At 45.4% G+C, this 15163-nt stretch carries 18 protein-coding genes; 10 read left to right on the top strand and 8 right to left on the bottom strand.

The features are described from left to right. Position 1: 1 nt before the first annotated feature. Positions 2–727 carry a proteasome assembly chaperone family protein gene (locus tag ARCVE_RS06295; protein WP_013683931.1) on the bottom strand — a complete coding sequence of 242 codons (726 nt, stop codon included), beginning with the start codon at positions 725–727 and terminating at the stop codon, positions 2–4. A 127-nt stretch (positions 728–854) separates the two neighbouring features. On the opposite strand from ARCVE_RS06295, the gene ARCVE_RS06300 reads away from it, so the two are divergent. From ARCVE_RS06300 to ARCVE_RS06310, 3 genes are read left to right on the top strand one after another with little or no spacing between them, the layout of a single operon-like run. Then, positions 855–1163 carry a DUF5611 family protein gene (locus tag ARCVE_RS06300; protein WP_013683932.1) on the top strand — a complete coding sequence of 103 codons (309 nt, stop codon included), beginning with the start codon at positions 855–857 and terminating at the stop codon, positions 1161–1163. 58 nt (positions 1164–1221) lie between these two features. Further along, positions 1222–1521, top strand: coding sequence for a hypothetical protein (locus ARCVE_RS06305; RefSeq protein ID WP_013683933.1), 300 nt, complete (start codon positions 1222–1224; stop codon positions 1519–1521). Further along, entirely contained in the window at positions 1476–2249 is a 774-nt protein-coding gene (locus tag ARCVE_RS06310; protein WP_013683934.1) for a 4-phosphopantoate--beta-alanine ligase, read from the top strand. Before ARCVE_RS06305 ends, ARCVE_RS06310 begins: the two co-directional genes overlap by 46 nt. On the opposite strand, the gene ARCVE_RS06315 is transcribed toward ARCVE_RS06310, so the two are convergent. The 4 genes from ARCVE_RS06315 to ARCVE_RS06330 all read right to left on the bottom strand — a co-directional run bounded on the left by ARCVE_RS06315 (position 2212) and on the right by ARCVE_RS06330 (position 5708). Then, positions 2212–2889: a hypothetical protein gene (locus tag ARCVE_RS06315; RefSeq protein ID WP_013683935.1), complete on the bottom strand. Its 678-nt coding sequence runs from the start codon at positions 2887–2889 to the stop codon at positions 2212–2214. The genes ARCVE_RS06310 and ARCVE_RS06315 overlap by 38 nt on opposite strands. Positions 2890–2936: 47 nt before the next feature. Beyond that, a complete protein-coding gene (locus ARCVE_RS06320; protein ID WP_013683936.1) occupies positions 2937–3761 on the bottom strand; it encodes a TatD family hydrolase in 825 nt (274 codons plus the stop codon). Between the two features lie 67 nt (positions 3762–3828). Beyond that, positions 3829–4584 carry a HesA/MoeB/ThiF family protein gene (locus ARCVE_RS06325; protein ID WP_013683937.1) on the bottom strand — a complete coding sequence of 252 codons (756 nt, stop codon included), beginning with the start codon at positions 4582–4584 and terminating at the stop codon, positions 3829–3831. 5 nt (positions 4585–4589) lie between these two features. After that, positions 4590–5708 (bottom strand): DUF362 domain-containing protein, encoded by a 1119-nt coding sequence (locus tag ARCVE_RS06330; protein ID WP_013683938.1) that lies wholly within the window; start codon positions 5706–5708, stop codon positions 4590–4592. Positions 5709–5898: 190 nt separating this feature from the next. On the opposite strand from ARCVE_RS06330, the gene ARCVE_RS06335 reads away from it, so the two are divergent. The 7 genes from ARCVE_RS06335 to ARCVE_RS06365 all read left to right on the top strand — a co-directional run bounded on the left by ARCVE_RS06335 (position 5899) and on the right by ARCVE_RS06365 (position 10608). After that, the gene (locus ARCVE_RS06335) at positions 5899–6666 is read left to right on the top strand and encodes an ATP-binding protein (RefSeq protein WP_013683939.1); all 768 of its coding nucleotides are present in this window, start codon (positions 5899–5901) and stop codon (positions 6664–6666) included. Then, the gene (locus tag ARCVE_RS06340; RefSeq protein ID WP_013683940.1) at positions 6663–7304 is read left to right on the top strand and encodes a DUF166 domain-containing protein; all 642 of its coding nucleotides are present in this window, start codon (positions 6663–6665) and stop codon (positions 7302–7304) included. The genes ARCVE_RS06335 and ARCVE_RS06340 overlap by 4 nt, the downstream gene beginning before the upstream one ends. 388 nt (positions 7305–7692) lie before the next feature. Beyond that, entirely contained in the window at positions 7693–7968 is a 276-nt protein-coding gene (locus ARCVE_RS06345; protein WP_198001990.1) for a tyrosine-type recombinase/integrase, read from the top strand. Between the two features lie 157 nt (positions 7969–8125). Next, positions 8126–8422 (top strand): nucleotidyltransferase family protein, encoded by a 297-nt coding sequence (locus tag ARCVE_RS06350; RefSeq protein ID WP_013683941.1) that lies wholly within the window; start codon positions 8126–8128, stop codon positions 8420–8422. Next, positions 8419–8763, top strand: a complete 345-nt coding sequence (locus ARCVE_RS06355) for a HepT-like ribonuclease domain-containing protein (protein WP_013683942.1) — start codon at positions 8419–8421, stop codon at positions 8761–8763. The genes ARCVE_RS06350 and ARCVE_RS06355 overlap by 4 nt, the downstream gene beginning before the upstream one ends. A gap of 188 nt (positions 8764–8951) precedes the next feature. Beyond that, the gene (locus tag ARCVE_RS06360) at positions 8952–10232 is read left to right on the top strand and encodes an SDR family NAD(P)-dependent oxidoreductase (protein ID WP_013683943.1); all 1281 of its coding nucleotides are present in this window, start codon (positions 8952–8954) and stop codon (positions 10230–10232) included. Position 10233: 1 nt separating this feature from the next. Beyond that, complete coding sequence (locus ARCVE_RS06365) at positions 10234–10608, top strand: hypothetical protein (RefSeq protein WP_013683944.1); 375 nt, start codon at positions 10234–10236, stop codon at positions 10606–10608. Between the two features lie 116 nt (positions 10609–10724). Here ARCVE_RS06365 and ARCVE_RS06370 read toward each other — a convergent pair whose 3' ends face one another. From ARCVE_RS06370 to rqcH, 3 genes are all read right to left on the bottom strand, one after another. Beyond that, entirely contained in the window at positions 10725–11147 is a 423-nt protein-coding gene (locus ARCVE_RS06370; protein WP_013683945.1) for an ACT domain-containing protein, read from the bottom strand. A 12-nt stretch (positions 11148–11159) separates the two neighbouring features. Continuing rightward, positions 11160–12461, bottom strand: coding sequence for a phenylacetate--CoA ligase family protein (locus ARCVE_RS06375; protein WP_013683946.1), 1302 nt, complete (start codon positions 12459–12461; stop codon positions 11160–11162). 724 nt (positions 12462–13185) lie between these two features. Then, positions 13186–15099, bottom strand: coding sequence for a ribosome rescue protein RqcH (gene rqcH, locus ARCVE_RS06380; RefSeq protein WP_013683947.1), 1914 nt, complete (start codon positions 15097–15099; stop codon positions 13186–13188). Positions 15100–15163: the final 64 nt, after the last annotated feature.

The raw sequence follows: 15163 nt of genomic DNA on the forward strand, positions 1-15163 counted from the left end.
ATCACCCGAACATAGGCAGTTCTTCCTTCTTCGCAGCCTGCTCCTGCATCTTCGTCTGCTCAGCAAGCTTCTGCATCTGCGCTTCGATAATCTCTGCCTCTTTAATAAGCTTTTCAACGTTAACGTTCCAGCCGAACATGTTGTTCAGCACGTTTATAACCTCCGCTGCTGCTCTTGGATCGGGATTGAAGCCGAGGGTTTCACCAAGCAAAGCCATGCCCGGAAACTTCTTCGCGACACACTCGTTGAGGATCGAACCTGCGATTCCTGAGATAGTTCCGCTTCTGAATATCTCCACATAGTCTTTCAGCTCGTCAAGGAGCTCCTTCGACGTTGCTGCCCCAAAGACTCTGTGCTTGCCTTCAAGGGTTGCAATGCCTGCAATCGAGAATATCTTTGTGGCGTTAATACTCGCAGCCCAGTCAACTATTTTCCTGCTCATGTCGTATGCTATCTCAGGGATTATCGGGACATCGGAATGAATCAGGATGAAGTTGTGCTCTCTCGACTGGTAAATCCTTATTGGTGGCTGGATTACACCTTCCATTAGTGTTGCGATGGGCGGTAGCATCTCCGACTCAATCATCCCGATTTGCTCGGGCTTCAGTTCAGTTATGAAGTGCGCAGCAAGAATTGTTCCCACGAGGCCTATACCTGGAAAACTCGTCAGTATTACTGGTTTATCTACATCCACACCTTCCACAAGAATTTCTGCTCCGTTTCGCATAGAATCTGTAAGGATACAATATTATTTAATCTCTTCCCATCGCTTATAGGCTGTATGCTTCACTGTTAATCATTACTACCTGACATGTGCCAAAAAGGTTATGTACATTCTTACCAGCCCTACCTCGATGAGGCAGTATCCGTTCAAGCGCGGCTTCAAACCGACAGAGGAGAGGCTGGAAGAAGCTATAAAGAAACACTTTGGGGATTTCAAAAAGGAAGGAGACACATATATAGTCAGCTTCGGGGCCATAGAAGAGTTGAGGCTCAGAATTGAAAACAAGAAGCTCGTTGCTGAGTCGAAGACCAATCCGAAAGCACCGAACGACGTTGCGATGAACACGATTAAAACTTACAACAAATTTCTGGAAGAACTCACGGGCTACACAGCTAAAGAAAGGCAAAAGCTGTTAAAAAAGGAAATCGAGCGTGATTAAATGTATTCCTGTCTCACTGGATTTAAAGAAGGAAAAAGATGAGAGGTGCCTCAATTCAATGAATAGTCTGCTTATTAAAAGAGACTGTGGAATGGAAAAGTGCATGCTCGCAGCCAGGCTCGCGAACATGCTGGGAGATGTTGTGTGGGCTTCTTCCTCTTTTACACCCTATGTGCTGGAAGCAATGGGCGTGCATCCCCGGGCCGTGGTGGGAAAAAGGCGGGGAGAAGCTTCAAACGTCCTCAACCTGAATGAGCTGATTTCTAAAGAACTCGAAAAGGTTCTAATGAGTGCATTTTCAGGAGGTGACGAATGCCCTCCTTCATTCCTCCCTCCCACCCGAGATACGAATCTCTAATGACAAGGGAAAAACTCGTTGAGGGCTTCAGGGCAGGAATAGTTGTCCCGGAGGGGTTGATAGCCCACGGGAGAGGAGAGGCCTTTGACTATATTCTCGGTGAGACGAGCAGAGATTTTGCCATCGAAGCAGCGAAAGTTGCTGCTGCAATGATGCTGGCCGCAAGAAGGCCGGTGATTTCTGTAAACGGAAATGCTGCCGCTCTCGCAGCAGAAAAACTTGCAGAACTCTCCCGCGTTACCGGAGCACCGCTTGAAGTAAATCTATTTCACTGGAGCAGGGAAAGGGCAGACAGGATAAAGAAGTGGCTTGAACGATTTGATTGTGAGGTTCTCGCAGAAGGCGACGCGGAAATAGAAGGTATTGAGCACTGCAGGAGGATCGTGGACAGCAGGGGCATACTCGTAGCGGATGTTGTGCTCGTGGCCCTCGAAGATGGTGATAGATGCGAGGTACTAAGAAGGGTCGGAAAGAAGGTTATAGCCATAGATCTCAATCCACTGTCGAGAACTGCCCAGATGGCCGACGTTACAGTGGTGGACAACGTAACGAGGGCAATTCCAAATATTGTTAAGTTTGCAAGAGAAATGAAAGAACTCAGCCGTGAGGAACTCGAAGAAATCTTTAAGGGTTATGACAACGGAAAGATTCTAAAAAGGGCACTGGAAGCGATAAGAGAATATTTGACATCTAAATCTCTTGAAGCTTCCCGTTTTCAGCGATCCTGACCCTCATGTACCCCGGTGGAAGGTCTCCAACAACGCTGTGCTCAATTCCCACCATGTAAGTGTCTTCTCCAAATCCAAAAAATTCCTCACCACATCTTACGTTCATAACAACATCGTAGAATATGTTTATTATACTACTCAATTCCTCGCTGCAAATTCCTGACGGGAAGAGAGACACCATTGTCACATCCTGGGGAACTGAGTCTAAGACCTTCAGAAGAGCTCCAATGGCTTCTCTGCCGTAGATTGCCGGTATAAGGCAGAGGCCGAAGGTTACGATTACATCATTATCGCACATCTTCTTGAACAGTGATTCGAGCCTTCTGAGTTCGTCGTAGTAGCCTTCTGATGGTATAAACGCATACAGCTCTCCAAAGGCAGCAATTTCTCTGGTTCCAACCTTTATAATTTTCGTTTTATTCAAAAACTCGTCAATCGAGGGGTTCCTGTCTTTGGCCGTTATGTACATCTTTCTCAATCTTCTGCACATAGTATCGGTGTAAACAATAACATAAGTGTTATTTTCTTTAAAACTCGGAAAAACGTGGTGAAATAGCAGACTGACGACAGGATATTCGTTATCATATATTATCCTCACCCTGTTGTTTCTGAACTTTCTTACAAGCTCATCCAGTAGCATACATATTAGTTATAGTTATCATAATAATTAAACCTTTCGGAAAAATATTACTCGATGTCTACTCCGTAAACATTCCTTACGTTTTCAGCGCAAATTCTGTAGATAAAGTCTTCATCGAAACCATGTTTCAACAGCTCTTTGATCTTCTTCGGCACTGTCTTTGGCCCGAGAACAGCTCCAGGTCTTTTTGCGTCGTCGATGTAGTCCGTTTCAACGGTAAAGCGTGTGCCTTGTTTTGCCGCCTCAAGCACATTGTTTCCCATGGCAATGACAGAAGGAAATATACCAACTTCCTCAAACTCCTTTACACGTGGTGGTGAAAAGTGCTTAACGACCTTATCCCTCTTTATACCTGCCTTATCTGCTATCCTGGCTATTTCCTCGATTCCCTCTCTACTGTAGCTCTCAGTGTGGAGCTGCACAGCGCATCCAACATCTTTCGCAACTTCGAAAGCATGCTGCATCACTTCGTTGCTGAGCTGCCAGATCTCTTCGTTAACTTTGTAGTGTGGCCTCCCGCTTTTTATCGCTACAGCCTTACCTTCCTCAACATATTCTCCGGCGATATCGAGGGCTTCCATCATGACCTCTGCAGCTTTCCTGAACCCCAACCTTCCACCGAGAATCGTTATCTCCGCAGGATGGACTGCAAGGACTGCATACGCCTTAACTATTTTGTTTGCTTTCTCAACAAGGCTAATGTGCGCATCAAAGATTTTCCTGAAGTCCTTTCCCGATTCAGGCCTTACATCATAGTGCTTGCTGAGCAGCGATACAAGGAACACATGGGTGCCTCCAGCTTTCTTGAACTCTTCGAGTGCTTTCAGGCGAAGGTGGTTGTACAGGTGCATGTGGTCGTCTGTGATTATCATGCTCGCACCTTTATCCTCCGACATTAAAAGCTTCCACGCGGACTTGGAAATGTCTCATCACAGCTGCCTACTCAAACCTGACAACCCTGCAGTCGTTGACGTAGTTTTCCTCGAATATGCCTTTAAGTCTGCCACTGCAAACCGGACACTCAGGATTGTTGGAAATACTGATTTCATAGAACTCCATGCTCCGCAAGTCAGCCCTGAGTAACCTGCCTGAGAGCACCTCCATGCCAAGGACGAGCTTTATAGCCTCGACGGCCTGGATACACCCGAACAGTCCTGCTACGGGGCCAATGACTCCCGGCTTTTCCTCACTTCTTGCTCGAGGAAAAACACAGCGGTAGCATGGTGTACCAATTACCGTCATTGCCTCGCCCTCGAAACCGTGGATTGCTGCATGAACTATGGGCTTGCCTAAAAGCCTGCATGCGTCGTTCAGCACGTACCTCGTAGTAAGGTTGTCCGGACACGAGACAACGATGTCGTAATCCCCAACGATGTCCATGACGTTGCTGGGCGTTATACGGAAAGGATAAACCTCAACTTCCACATCAGGATTCAGTCTTTCGACGAACAACTTCGCTGATTCGGCTTTATTTATACCCACGTTGCCGCCGTGAATTATCTGCCGCTGGAGGTTGTGCTCTTCAACAACATCGCCGTCCATAATACCAAGCTTTCCAACTCCTGCAGCAGCAAGATATGCTATGACGGAACTTCCAAGCCCACCTGCTCCAACCACGAGAATTTTCGCCTTTTGTAGTCTTTTCTGGCCATCATATCCTATTACGGAAATCTGCCTTATGTATCTGTCCGACATAACAATCACTCCACTATTTCAAGCGTATAATTACTAATTCCAATTCCAAGCTTCTCAGCATGCTCTATCTGAGCCATTGGTTCAGTCCACTCCCAGAAGTCATCAACGAGAGCTCCAGGATTTGGCCGAGCTTTGAGGAGCGCATCAATGCATGCCTTATCAACCGCAACGATGTCTCGGGATGCAAAGATACCGATGTCGGGGAACGCAGGCATGTCACTGTACGGACGGCAGTCGCAGTGGGGGGTTATGTCCATGGCAAAGTTTATGAAACCGAAATTATCCTTTCCCACTACTCTCACAACACCCAAAGCACATTCTGCGATTCTCTCCGATATTTCTCTTCCCGTTAGCCACTCCACATCTATTGCACGTTTTCTGCACACCTCGTAGCAGCCCGTGCAGCCGATGCATTTATTTCTATCTATGGTATATATGGTGCGGTTGCCTGTATCACCTGCAACGTGACAGGAAATGGCGTTTATCGGGCAGATTTCAGTACACCTCCCGCATCCATCACATTTCTCGTTTATCACAGGCTTTTCCGGGCAGTGTATATCGAACTTGGACGGCTTCGCAACACATCCAACGCCGACGTTCTTTATGCTTCCACCTATACCAGCCTGCATGTGGAGCTTAAAGTGTGTTGCACAAACAACACCATCGCATTCTGCAATGGCTTTCGCCACGTGTACTTTCTTCAAGTGAACTCCGTTAATGTCCACAGTTACGCAGTCAAGGCCCAGCATACCGTCGGCTATGATAATGGGTGCTCCCACTGTCTGCGAGGTGTAGCCGTTCTCCTCTGCTATAAGAAGTCTGCCGACTGCTGTACTTCTGTCCTTTGTCATGCCTAAGCCTGTGGTTTCGGTGACGAAGGGTTTGCCGCCTCTGTCCTTTACAGCCTCGACGATCTTCCGGATGAAAACAGAGCGGAGCGTTCTCGTCGTACCTCTATCGCCAAAGTGCGTTTTTACTGCGATGATATCTCCCTTGTCAACAAAGTCGAGAACGCCACTTTCCTCAATAAGCTTTTCCAGCTTTTTCACAGGACTGAGATGGGGCTGGTACCACTCTTCAGGCTTTTTGACAGATGCCCGGGCATCTGAAAAGTAAACATCCATGTTCAGAATTGCTCGGTAGGTATATAAAAGGGGTGCCGGAAAAACGCTATGGCGGTGACGGCGGGAAGGCTGCAACCATTGCGATGGCACCCCGGTATATAACTTCGTCCATCCTGATAGATAAGCATTGCGGTTAGCTTAATGATTTACACCGGTAAGGTTAATTAAGTGCCCAAAGCAACCACCCACTGTGCTCAAACTTGCAATATCAGGTAAGGGAGGTGTGGGTAAAACCACCCTGGCGGCGATGCTCGCGCACCTGTTTGTGAGAGAAGGGTATTCAGTGACCGCTATCGATTGCGATTCCTCAATAAACCTCCCATCAGCCCTCGGAGTAAACGAAGAGGTAAAGCCACTCGCAGAGCTGAGGGAGGTTATAGAGCAGCGTGTGAAAGGTCCATTCGGAACCTTCCGCTACAATCCAAAGGTTGACGACATCTTCGAGGAGTATTCGGTGAGAAACAGTGATGGAGTCAGAGTTCTTGTTCTCGGGACAATTGAAAAAGGTGGAGAAGGTTGCTTCTGCCCGGAAAATGCCTTTCTTCGGGCAATACTCAGGCATGCGATTTTCAGAGATGACGTGCTCATCCTCGATATGGAGGCTGGAATAGAGCACCTCGGAAGGGGTACAGCTAAGGGTGTTGACGTACTCATTGCCGTCGTCGAACCAGGAACGAGGGCAATCGAAACGCTAAAGCGAATTGAGAAGCTTGCAGCAGACATAGAAATAAACAGAATAGCCGTTGTCGTGAACAAGTTTCTCGATACTCCAAAGTCCAGAGAACTCCTCAACACGATTAAGCATCCAATACTCGGTGTAATTCCCTATGACCAGTGCTTCGTTCAGGCAGACATGGAGAACATCCCACCCTACGAGGTATGCAACCTTGAGCCCTTTGAGAAGATAAAGGAGAACCTGCTCAAGTTTCTCGGGAAGCAGGAGGACAAAAAGAAATGAAGATCGGAATTATTGCAAGAGGGAGGCATGGTCCCCTTACTGCCAGAATGATGTCGGAGTACTTTGAAGTTTCAGTATTTGAGCTTCCAGAGGAGCTTCCAGTACTTATAGAAGATATAGAGCTTCCAGAGAACATTCTCAATTCAGATATTATTATCAGCTACGCCGCACATCCAGACGTAAATATCAGGGTCGTGGAGGGGGCAAAGGCGAGGCTCGTAATTCTGACGGGAAAGTCTGGAAAAACTGGTTCAAGGGCACAACTCAAAGCCATCGCAGAAGAGAGGGGAGTAAGGCTGCTAATGGTCGATATATGCTGTGTCGCCTCAGAGATTGAGGGCTTTGAAGAATTTTTCAATCGCTTTGGCAAACCGGAATTCGAAGTAAAGATAAGAAACGGAGTGCTTGAAGACGTGAAGGTAACGAGGTGTGCATTCTGCGGGGCAACGTGCTTTGTCGCCGAGAGGTTAAAGGGTGCTATAATAGAAGACGCTCCAAGGCTCGCAGGCTACTATACCCAAATTTACCCCTGTCTCGCATCCCGCGGCATAAAGGGCGGGATACATCTCGCTGCTGAGATGCACAAAATTGCGATGGAGAGGGCAATCAAGGCAGCTAAAGACATTAAGGACAAATAGGGAAGTAATGAAGTAATAAAGCGACGTGTCCTAATAACACCTCCTCATTAGAAGTAAAATACGAACATCGCAAAATCTATTCCAGCATTCAATGGCTATCCTCCATCTCAGTCTAAACTTCTTCCTCCTCCTCCTGAAATTTACTGTTATCGAGCAGAAGAAACTCTTGGCTCTCTGCTTGAAAGAGCTGAATACAGATTCAACCAAACTCCTTTTTCCGAAACCTCTCATGCTTAAACTCAAGATCTAATCTTTCAGGAGCTTCAATTAACCAAGGAACTATGGAGCTCTGCAGAAAATACAGTCTTCATCATGGTATCGTTGTGAGTTGTGATTATTTCGACCTTCCTTGCATTTCTTCACCATTTCAGTTCAGAAAGAGAAGTGCTTGGAATACGTTAGGAGGTACAAACCAGAAAAATGGCTTTTTCCAGGTCAGAGGAAAGATAAGCACATTTCAACCAGAACGGTTCAGGCAATCTTTGAAAAGGCAAGGAATAAAGCTGGAATAAAGAAGGACGTTACAGTTCATTCTTTAAGGCATTCATTTGCTACGCATTTGCTTGAAAGTGAAGTTGATCTGAAATACATTTCAGGAGCTTTTAGGGCATTAAAGCTCAAAAACGACAGAGATTTATACTCACGTAAGCACAAAAAAATCTGAGTAAGATAAGGAGTCCGCTGGATTTGATGTCGGGAGGTGATGGGCGTCCAGAATGAGTATATACGCAATGCGTATATGAACGAGTTAAGTGAAATGCCCGCCGTCGCCCTGAAAAAATTTAAAACCGAGAATGAAATAAAATAATAGGTGGCAAAAAATGAAAAAATCACTTGATGAGATAAAAGAAATTATCGAAAAACACAAGGAAGAGCTTAAAGAAAAGTATGGTGTTAAAGAAATTGGTATCTTCGGCTCTTTTGTGAGGGGAGAAGCGAAAGAGGGCAGTGATGTTGACATACTGGTTGAATTCGAAAAACCGATAGGATTCTTTAAATTTCTCGAACTGGAGGAATATCTGAGCAATTTAATAGGTAGAAAAGTAGACCTTGTATCTAAAAAAGCACTTAAGCCACATATTGGAAAATATATTCTTGAAGAGGTTGTAACAGTATGAAAAGAACATACAGGGATTACATACTGGACATCTTGTCATCTATTCAGGAAATTGGGGAATTCGTTGAAGGTATGGACTTTGAAGAGTTCGTAAAGGATAGAAAAACTGTAAATGCTGTTATTAGAAGTCTGGAAGTGATGGGCGAGGCTGTGAAGAAAATTCCTTCAGAAATCAGGGACAAATACCCAGAAATTCCGTGGAAATACATTGCAGGTATGAGAGATAAGCTGATTCATGAATATCACGGCGTTGATTTAGAAATTGTATGGGAAGTCATAGAAAAGGAAATTCCACCTCTCAAACCCAAATTTGAAAAAATATTGGAGGAGTTGAAGGGATGAAGTTAAAAGGCGACGGCGGGCACTCTGCGGTGCTTCGCACCTTGCCCCTATCCGGGGTCACTTAACAGGAGCATATCCGACTTCGCTATTGCTCATCCAAATTGCCTTCGGCAACTTCTTTTATCCGTCAAACGTTACCGGAAACTGCGAGCCCGCCAATCTCAAAAATGAAGAAGGAGAGGTAAAAAATGTTTAAAAAACTGGAAAAAATGGGTTTATCCCAAACGGACCTTGCTGGAAAGGTAGCTGTGATCACTGGTGGTGGTAGAGGTATCGGAAAGGAGTTAGCGAGAGCTTTGGCATGGCTTGGTGCCAATGTTATCATTGCCGAGATTACCGAGGATGGTGCTGAAGTTGAGGCTCTTATTCGTTCTGAGGGAGGTTCAGCCCTGTATGTAAGAACTGATGTATCCGATGAGAGTAGCGTCAAAAGACTTGCAGAGAAAAGTTTCAAAGAATTTGGGAAGGTGGATATACTGATTAACAACGCTACCATTGTAGAAACAGGCTCGATACTTGAGATGCCGTTGGAAAAGTGGGAGAAATCTTGGAGGGTCGATGTATTGGCTGCTGTTCGTCTAATAAAAACTTTTCTGCCGGGTATGCTGGAGAGAAAGTATGGAGTAATTGTTACCGTAACCTCAGACGAGGGGATGCCGTATGTTGCTCCTTACTCTGCTTCGAAGGCCGCTCTGAACTCGCTTGGCTTATCTCTTGCCGCCGAGCTGAGTGAAGAGTCGGGCGTATCTGTTTTTGTCTTTGCCCCCGGAATGGTGGATACGCCGGGGATAAGAAAAGCTGCACGTGAGCTTGCACCCCTTTACGGTATGACGTATGAGGAGTTCATCAATCAGAATGTAAATCCCGGTTATGACGGTCTCATGCCGGCGGAAGACTGCGCAGCAGGTTTTGCATACTGCATTGTCCATGCAAAGGATTATCATGGACAGATAGCAGACCCTCTACTCCCACTTGCTAAAACAGGGCTGAGTTTTTCATTTGGTGAAGAAAAAAGCGGAGCTCAGCCTGAACCCTCAGAAAAAATTATTCAAAAAAAGAACGTTTTAGAACTTGCAAAAGAAGTTAAGAAAATACTGGAAGATGTTGAAAAAGAAACAAATGAACTTGATTTGTTCAGGAGAATGTGGGTCACACGAACATTCAGAAAGAGGTGTGGAATGAGCATCGAAGATTGGCTGAATACAATTTCAGAACTTGTATCCGAACTTGAAGAATACGATAAGGCTAAAAGATCTGGAGATACTGTAAAAATCGAATACATCCGTGGTAAACTCTTATGGGTAAAGAACAGTCTTGTAAGACTTGCAGACTATTTCAGAAAGAACATGAAGGATGCGGAAGGTTACTTCAATGACCCGGAGGCCTTATCCAGGGCTCTGAAAGTTCTGGCTTACAGAGAGAATACTGTGCGTTCACTGGTTATTCTTCTGGAACAAAGAAGTGAATGAAATGTCAGAAAAGAAAATAGCATTAGTTTCGGTCTCCCTACTTTGTTTTCATGGCTTAATCGAGATAATAGTGCCAATACTGTTTATTCTTTTTAAGATAAATATCGGAATATTGGAAACTGGAGAGGGTGTTTCCGGGATAGAAGCTGTTGCTATCTGTATTGTTGGAGCGGTTTGGGGAATAACCAGATTCGTTGCTGGTTGGGGAATATGGAGAATAAGAAAGTGGGCTATTATACTTGGTATATTAATGAGCGTTATTACGATAACTGCATCCACAGACATAATTCCTGCAGGCATGGTAGATACAGTTCTTTCAGCACCGGTATTAGTGCTCCTGCTCTATTTATGGTTTGAAGATGGAGCTTGCCGATAAAGATGCGGAACAAAGAAGGAGGTGAATAAAAATGGAATTAGGGAACTACTCTAATGGCGTTATGAGGACGACGTGTGATGCTTATTCGGACAGGGCATAATAAAGAATAAAAAGCTCTAAATTTCTCCCTTGAACAGCAATCCCTCTTTCTCGAGGATTTCCGTTGCTTTATCTATGTCATCGACCCTGAGTATTATCAGAGCCTTATCTCCGCCGAAGGTAAACGCATAGACGTACTCTATGTTTATGTTTGCGTTGCCCAGAGCTTTGGCAATTTTGTAAAGTCCTCCGGGCTCGTCCTCTACCTCGACACCAAGAACCCTCGTAAGTGTCACGGTGAAGCCCGCATCCTTCAGCGTTTTGTACGCCTCGTCGGTCTTGTCAACGACCATTCTGATAATTCCAAAGTCACCAGCTTCAGCAATGGTAAATGCCCTTATGTTGATGCCCTTTTCGTAGAGCTTCTCCGTTACGGCAGCAAGCCTTCCCGGCTTGTTTTCAACAAAAACGGAAACCTGCTTTATCGTCTTGTCGCTCATAATTCCACCTCTTTAAATTTTCCTCCTGTCAATTACCCTCTTCGCCTTGCCCTCGAAGCGCTGCAGTGTACCCGGATTCACAATTTCAACCTTGGCTGTGACGTTAAGCACTGCCTTGAGGTGCTCCGCGATGCGTTTCTCGAGTTCAAGAATATCTGAAACTTTATCCGTGAAAGCCTTTTCGCTTAGTTCAACCTGTACTGTCATGATATCAAGGCCGTTCTCGGCCCTATCAAGGATTATCATGTAGTGCTCGCCAACTTCCGGAATCTGCATGAGAACGTGCTCTATCTGGCTCGGGAAGACGTTTACACCACGTACGATTATCATATCGTCTGCCCTGCCCAGAATGCGCAGAATGCGCGGGTGTGTCCTTCCGCAGGCGCACTTTTCAGTCTCCATTATTGTGATGTCGCCGGTCCTCCATCTTATCAGCGGCATCGCCTCTTTGCTCAGCGTCGTCACTACAAGTTCTCCCTTCTCACCCTCTCCAACCTGCTCACCAGTTTCGGGGTCAATTATCTCTATCAGGAAGTGGTCAGCCCAGATGTGGAGGCCCTGTCTCTCCTGGCATTCCGTAAAGAGTGGCCCACTTAGCTCCGAAGTGCCATAAACGTCGTAGGCTGTAATGCCTGTCTTCTCCTCAATCCTCTTTCTCGTCTCCTCACTCCATGGCTCTGCTCCAAATATGCCCATCCTGAGTTTCGTGTCGTCAGCAATGCTTATTCCTGCCTTCGACGCGTATTCTGCAAGATAAAGCATGTATGAAGGCGTGCAGGCAATTACAGTTGAGTGAAGGTCTCTCATTAGCTCTATCTGCCTCTGGGTGTTACCGGCAGAAGTTGGTAAAACCGTTGCACCTATTCTCTCTGCGGCATAGTGGAAGCCGAGACCGCCAGTAAAGAGGCCGTAACCATAGGAAATCTGCATTATATCGTCTCTCGTCACGCCACACGCCGTAAGGCTGCGGCACATACTTTCTACCCACACCTCAATGTCGTTAGCAGTGTAACCCACAACCGTGGGCTTGCCAGTCGTACCGCTCGATGCGTGAAATCTCACTATCTGGGATATTGGCACGGCAAACATCCCGAAAGGATAGTTGTCCCTCAAGTCCTGCTTTTTCGTAAACGGCAGCTTCGGCAGGTCTTTCAACCCGGTAATGTCCCACGGATTCAACCCCATCTCCTTGAACTTCCTGCGGTAAAACGGTGAATACTCGTAGGCGTGGTGAACGAGTGCCCTCAACTTTCTCTCCTGAATGTCCTGAAGGTCTTTTTGAGGCATTTTTTCAGCTCTCGGATCCCAGTACATGCTCGATCCCCCTTCCTCGCTGCCCTTTACATTATTTATAATTTTTTTTCTTCATTACCTTCACTTTTTTCTACCATTCACTTTCTCTCACTTTATTGTACACACCTTAGCACACTTAATGGTGTATTATTTTGAGATAATTATATCATTAAGATCGAATATAATTATAAGATTATTTACTAATAATTTTTGAAATTAATTTATTATTCTAAATTAGTTACTTTAGAACATAAGTAAATCCTAATTTAATTAAATCTATTATATTTTACTCTTTCCAAAAATTTGTTACACAAATCCTGTAACAATCAATTTTTCGGTAAACCGAAAAATCGAGGTTTGAGGAATTCAATCGTTACAACAATTGTATGAATATGGGGATTCATGCATGTTCAAGGGGGGTTAACTGCAAAAAGTGTGTAGGGTTGTGAAAATGCACACCATAGGGCCAATTTCTGTTACATATTTTATGTAATACTGCTTCCACACAATTAACTGAAGATATTTTAATAATTTTAATTTATTCTAACTCAATTGAGCAATTAGAAAGAATAAATTTCAAAAGATTATTAGCATTGAATTAATGATATTTAAGCAAAAATAAACTAATTTTTAAATTTTTTAGAATTAATAAAGTAAATAAATTGGTAAAATAACATTAAAATAATCATATGTAAGTTGTTGCAGTAAAAACAATGGTGAAAAAGTGAGAGATAGAACAGAGAGTTCACTTTTTTATCCTCGACTTTCCGGGAGGGAGAAACTTCATAATCTCGTCGGGAGTTGCTATGCTTCTAACTATGTGTCTCTCTTCTTCCTTTGCCATTTCTACGAGTTTTCTGGCAATTTCAACGGAAATCTCGTTAGCGCTCATGTTACCAATGTCGAGTTCGACGTAGTAGTCGCAGTACTTTTTGACCGCGTTTGTTGGCCCTCCGAGAACACGTAGCTTTTCAACTTCCACACCGACAGCACACGAAACTGCAACGGTGAGATAGTTCCTCTTGCCCTCGATGTAGAAACTGCCCCTCGCAAGATATTCGCCATGTTTTGCGGCCCTCTTCACCTGCTCAGGCTTTACGTAGTAGACTTCTCCGCTATACTTTCCTTCCTTCCACAGTGCAGAGTAAGTTGCAGCGAACTGTGCAGCCTCGATTATGCTCGTCTCCGGAGCTTCTTGCCCGAGCTTGAGGACTGTAGCCGGAGCTCCTGGGGTCTGAGTGTGGAAGAAGAGGTCTTTTGGCTCCATGTACTTTGAGACGATCTCTTCATTCATGGCAGCGTTTCTGCCACCTATGACAAGGAACCCATCGGACGTTATGAACCATCTAAATCTCTCGAACCACTCTCTTTTTCTTGCAACCCTCAGTCCTTTCACGTACTTCTTAGCCTCGAGCTCTTCCACCCTCTGCATTTCCTCCTTCGTCTTCTCTATGGCCTTCAGCAAACCTTCAAGCTTCTGTCTGACCTTCTTCGCCCTCTCATAGTACACGTCGGCTATCTGGGGCAGGTTTTTGTCCAGTGCAAGCTCGATTTTAGGCCCTATATTCACAACTACGCTGTTTTTTTCCGGGTGAATCTCTACAACAAGCTTTGAAAGCTTTGGATGTGCCCGAACGATCTTTTTGATTTCGTCCCACGATTTCTGCTGCCTCGCCTGCCTGAAAGCCTCGAGAATCTGTTCGAGTAGCTGGTAGTTCTCGTAGACAGCATCTCCTGCCGCTCTGTACCTTTCCATCTCATTCTCGAATTCTTTCTTTGTCTCAAGCTGCTTTTCAAGCCTTGCTTTCAGCTTTTTGAGTTCCTCGCTTTCCTCCTGCTTTACCTCACTTATTCTCCTCGCGTAGTACTCGTCGAGAGCCTCGTTGAACGTGGGGAAGTACTTCCTTTCCAGTCCATCATATATCTGGAGCTCGATGGGGAGAACATCGATGTATTCTCCGTCTTTTGACACGATGTGTGGCGTAAACGCTCCCCGCCTGATTGCTCCGAAAATCGAGTCGATTGCCTCGGCAATTTTCTCTATTTCCTCCTCATTAAGCTCCTTTGCCACCTTGTTCTTGTTAATCCCTGCTCGCAAACATACTTCTTCAGCGTAGAGCCCTCCAAGACCACTCCTTGCGAGGATTCTGACAACCTCTTTATCCTCATCGCGGAAAATTTCCGCTAATTTTTCAGAGTTGAGTTCGAATGGGGTTGTCCTTGGTTCAGGAAATCTGTAAACCTCACCAGGTTTGAAAAAAGGCTTTAGAGGCATGATTATTCTGAAACTTTCATCTGCGAGAATTACATTGCCCTTTGAGAACAGCTCCACAATTATGAAGTTTCGCTTTTCTCTCTCCACCTCTATAACAACAACCCTGTCGAAATCGTGCTGTTCGATTTTCCTCACCCTTCCGCCTTCGAGGTGCTTCCTGAGCAGCATCGCGAAGCTCGACGGGATTCTGGGACTTTCCCTCGGAAACTTTGTCAGGTGGATTCTCCTGCCTGCCTCGAGAATGAGGTCTTTTCTGCCTCCAGCATAAATCTTGACGCGTATCTCGTCTGGAGGGTGGTGGTAGATTTTCTCGACCTTTCCGCCTACGAGCTGCTGTAGTTCTGAAACGCATGCTGCTATGTCGGCTGATGACATCGACTTCATCGTTAGGCCTTCGTTTTCCCGACGTTTTATTGTTTTCCCGTCAACAGAATAAGCGCCGACGAGC

This window comes from Archaeoglobus veneficus SNP6 (assembly GCF_000194625.1).
Classification (GTDB): Archaea; Halobacteriota; Archaeoglobi; order Archaeoglobales; family Archaeoglobaceae; genus Archaeoglobus_C; species Archaeoglobus_C veneficus.